Origin of the sequence: Nonomuraea turkmeniaca (genome assembly GCF_005889735.1) — a bacterium.
Taxonomy (GTDB): domain Bacteria; phylum Actinomycetota; class Actinomycetes; order Streptosporangiales; family Streptosporangiaceae; genus Nonomuraea; species Nonomuraea turkmeniaca.
In genome coordinates this window covers 1-2,851 of record NZ_VCKY01000467.1, presented here as the reverse complement: position 1 = coordinate 2,851, position 2,851 = coordinate 1, and the positions used below count along the sequence as shown (strand labels likewise).

The following is a 2,851-nucleotide window of genomic DNA, read 5'->3' as shown; positions in this document are numbered from 1 at the left end:
GTACAACATCACGCCCACCCCCGCCGCCACCAACCCCTGCCTGCCGTTCCAGTCGTCGCACACGTGGCTGATCCGCGGCGCCCGGCCCAGCGCCGCCTCGAGCTGAGCGATGGGGCCAAGACAGTCGGGATGGGTGCCGTCGATCCACGGATCCCCGGCCAGGTCCCGCAGCCGAACCCGGCCGCCCTTCGCCAGCGGATGACCGGCGGCCAGCGCGACCAGCAGCTCGTCCTCGTGCAGCGGCGTCAGGACCACCCCTGACGTGCCCGGAGAGCCGGTCAGGTCCCAGGAGGTCAGGAGAGTGATGTCGGCCGCACCGTCCAGTACGGCGGCGCACGGGTCGTGTTCGCCGGAGCGGACCGTGAGGGAGAGCTCAACGTCCGGGTGCCGGGCCGCGAACGAGCGGAAGCGGTCCGGCAGGTAGCTGGTGGCCGCGCTCGGGAACGCCGACACCCGGACCCGCCCCGCCTCGGCCGTCGCGAAGGCCCGCATCCGCGTTTCGAACAGCCTCATCCCCCGGAGCACCTCATCGGCCTGCTCCAGCGCCGCCCGCCCGGCGTCCGTCGGCCGCACGCCACGCGGCAGCCGTTCGAACAGCCGTACCCCCGTGTGCCGCTCCAGCGTCGCGATCTGCCGGGACACGGCGGGCTGCGTCATCGACAGCTCCTCGGCCGCCGCCGAGAACGACCCCAGCCTCCCGACCTCCATCAGCACCTTCAGCGACCACAGGTCAAGCATGCGCTCAGCTTATGAGTTCCATGCCGAACCTGCAGTGGTGCGCATGGCTGCCTGCCGGTCATGCTCGGCTCCATGAAGACAGAGACCGTGGACAATCACCAGTACGCCTGGCTGAGCGAGGTGCTTCCCCCGACGCCGCGGCGGGTGCTCGACGCCGGATGCGGACGTGGCGACCTGGCCGCCGAGCTGATGAGGCGCGGCCATGAGGTCACCGCGATCGACCTCTCACAGGAGGCCGTCGACGCGGCGCGGGCGGCCGGCGTGCCGGCGATCCGCGCCGACATCGTGAAATATCCCGACTCCGCCGACACCGGACCGGGCCCGGCGAGCGGCCCCGACTCGGCTGCCTTGATCGGCGACGATGGCGGATCGTTGTTCGACGTGGTCGTCATGTCGCTCTCGCTGCACCACATGCATCCGCTCGAAGCGGCACTGGACCGGGTGAAGATGCTGCTCGCAGAGGGCGGACTCCTCCTGGTGGACGAGTTCGCGTGGGACTGGGCCGACCGGGCCGCGGCCACCTGGTTCTACGATGCCGGATCGTTGCTAGCCGCCGCGGGAGTGGCGGACTTTCCGCGCGAGTCCAGCGGCGGTCCCCGGCGTGACTCGGCCGAGCGGTGGCGCGAGGCGCACGTGGACCACAGCCCCGCCGCGCACATGCTCGACGCCCTGGCCGAACGCTTTCAGGTCACGAGCATGCGACGGGAGCCGTACTTGTCGCGATATATCGGCGGAAAGCTGATGGACGGCCGTACCGAGCTCCTCGACGAGCTGTGGCGTATCGAACGGGACCGCATCGCAATGGGAGCGCTCCCGCCCACCGGCTTCAGGATGACGGCGCGAAAGATGTGACCAAAGTGAAAATTGTGACCTTACATGACCATGGGTCGTCAATTGTGAGAAGGGTCACACTTACATAACTAAGCCTGGGGTTCCAACAGGGGTTTCAGTCCTGACTGCACCCTTGATGGATCTTTACAACCAGACTGGCGTTTTGCCGAGCCTTGACGTTTCGGCGTAGCTTCTGGCGTCGCAGCAGCAAGCCATGCCGCCGCGAACCCGCATCGGTCCCGATGTGAGTCAGATAGAGATCCGCCGGTCGCCGCCGTACGTCCCCTTTGTCGACAGACCTTTGTCGAACAGAACAGCGGACGGCGACCTGCCGAGTCCGTGCAGCCAGGAGCACGGAGCCGGGGAACCATCGATCCCATTCCCTCGGGATCAGGGGTGAATCGGCGCGTATCGCGCCCTAGGGCGACTTCCAGGCCCGAATCCGTCAGCTAACCCGGTAGGCGTTCGTGGAAGACCCAAGGAGAAATCCTGTCTACCTCCCTGCAAAACCCCCGTCTGTCTCGCCTTGCCCTGAGTGGCGTAGCGCTAACCATGACCGTGACGGCCGGAGGTTTGATCCTCCATGCCCCGACGGCGCAGGCGGCGACAATCCGCGATTCGGCCGGTGCTTCCGCGGCCGAGGCCAGTACGACGGCTAGCTCAGCGACGTCGGCCAAGGCGCTCAGGATCGCCCGGCAGAAGGTGAAGGCCCGCAAGGCCGTCGCCGTCGCCAAGAACCAGATCGGTGACCCGTACCGTTATGGGGCTACAGGTCCTGGTTCGTTTGACTGCTCCGGCCTGACCCAATTTGTCTGGAAAAAGGCCGGAGTGAAGATCCCCCGCGTGGCGGCCAGCCAGTTCGCCGGCATCAAGAAGAAGGTCTCCTGGAAGAACCTCCAGCCAGGCGACCTGATGTTCTTCAGGGGGCTCGGTCATGTGGGCCTATACGTCGGCAACGGCAAGATGCTCCACTCCCCGCGAACAGGCGAACGGGTGCGTATCGACAAGCTGAGCAGCTGGCGCAAGGCGTCCTTCGTCGGCGCTGTCCGTCCCGGCTTGTGAGGAAAAGGGCCCCGATCTTCTATCGGGGCCCTTTCTTCATGTACGGCAAGGGCCGCCGCTACGACGCGACGTCGGCCGTCTCCGTTGCGCAGCGGCCCCGGCTACGATCGGGCATCGTGTCCGAGCAGGTGAGCCGAAGAGCCATGGTGGCCGGTCTCCTGCTCCTCGCCCTCGCCCTAGGCGTGGGCGGCAGGCACACCCTGTGACATGTGGACGGCCG

At 67.2% G+C, this 2,851-nt stretch carries 4 protein-coding genes and 1 riboswitch; of the genes, 3 read left to right on the top strand and 1 reads right to left on the bottom strand.

The window, feature by feature from the left end:
- Positions 1–738, bottom strand: a 738-nt coding sequence (locus ETD86_RS53665; protein WP_138674282.1) for a LysR family transcriptional regulator, incomplete at its 3' end; no start/stop codon positions are given.
- Between the two features lie 72 nt (positions 739–810).
- Here ETD86_RS53665 and ETD86_RS53660 point away from each other — a divergent pair.
- The 3 genes from ETD86_RS53660 (at position 811) to ETD86_RS53650 (ending at position 2,837) form a co-directional block, all read left to right on the top strand.
- On the top strand, positions 811–1,590 hold the full coding sequence (locus tag ETD86_RS53660) for a class I SAM-dependent methyltransferase (protein WP_170223805.1): 780 nt from the start codon (positions 811–813) through the stop codon (positions 1,588–1,590).
- Positions 1,591–1,888: 298 nt separating this feature from the next.
- Positions 1,889–2,048: riboswitch (cyclic di-AMP (ydaO/yuaA leader) on the top strand.
- A 73-nt stretch (positions 2,049–2,121) separates the two neighbouring features.
- A complete protein-coding gene (locus ETD86_RS53655) occupies positions 2,122–2,631 on the top strand; it encodes a C40 family peptidase (RefSeq protein WP_138674280.1) in 510 nt (169 codons plus the stop codon).
- 38 nt (positions 2,632–2,669) lie between these two features.
- Complete coding sequence (locus tag ETD86_RS53650) at positions 2,670–2,837, top strand: hypothetical protein (RefSeq protein ID WP_170223804.1); 168 nt, start codon at positions 2,670–2,672, stop codon at positions 2,835–2,837.
- Positions 2,838–2,851 lie beyond the last annotated feature (14 nt).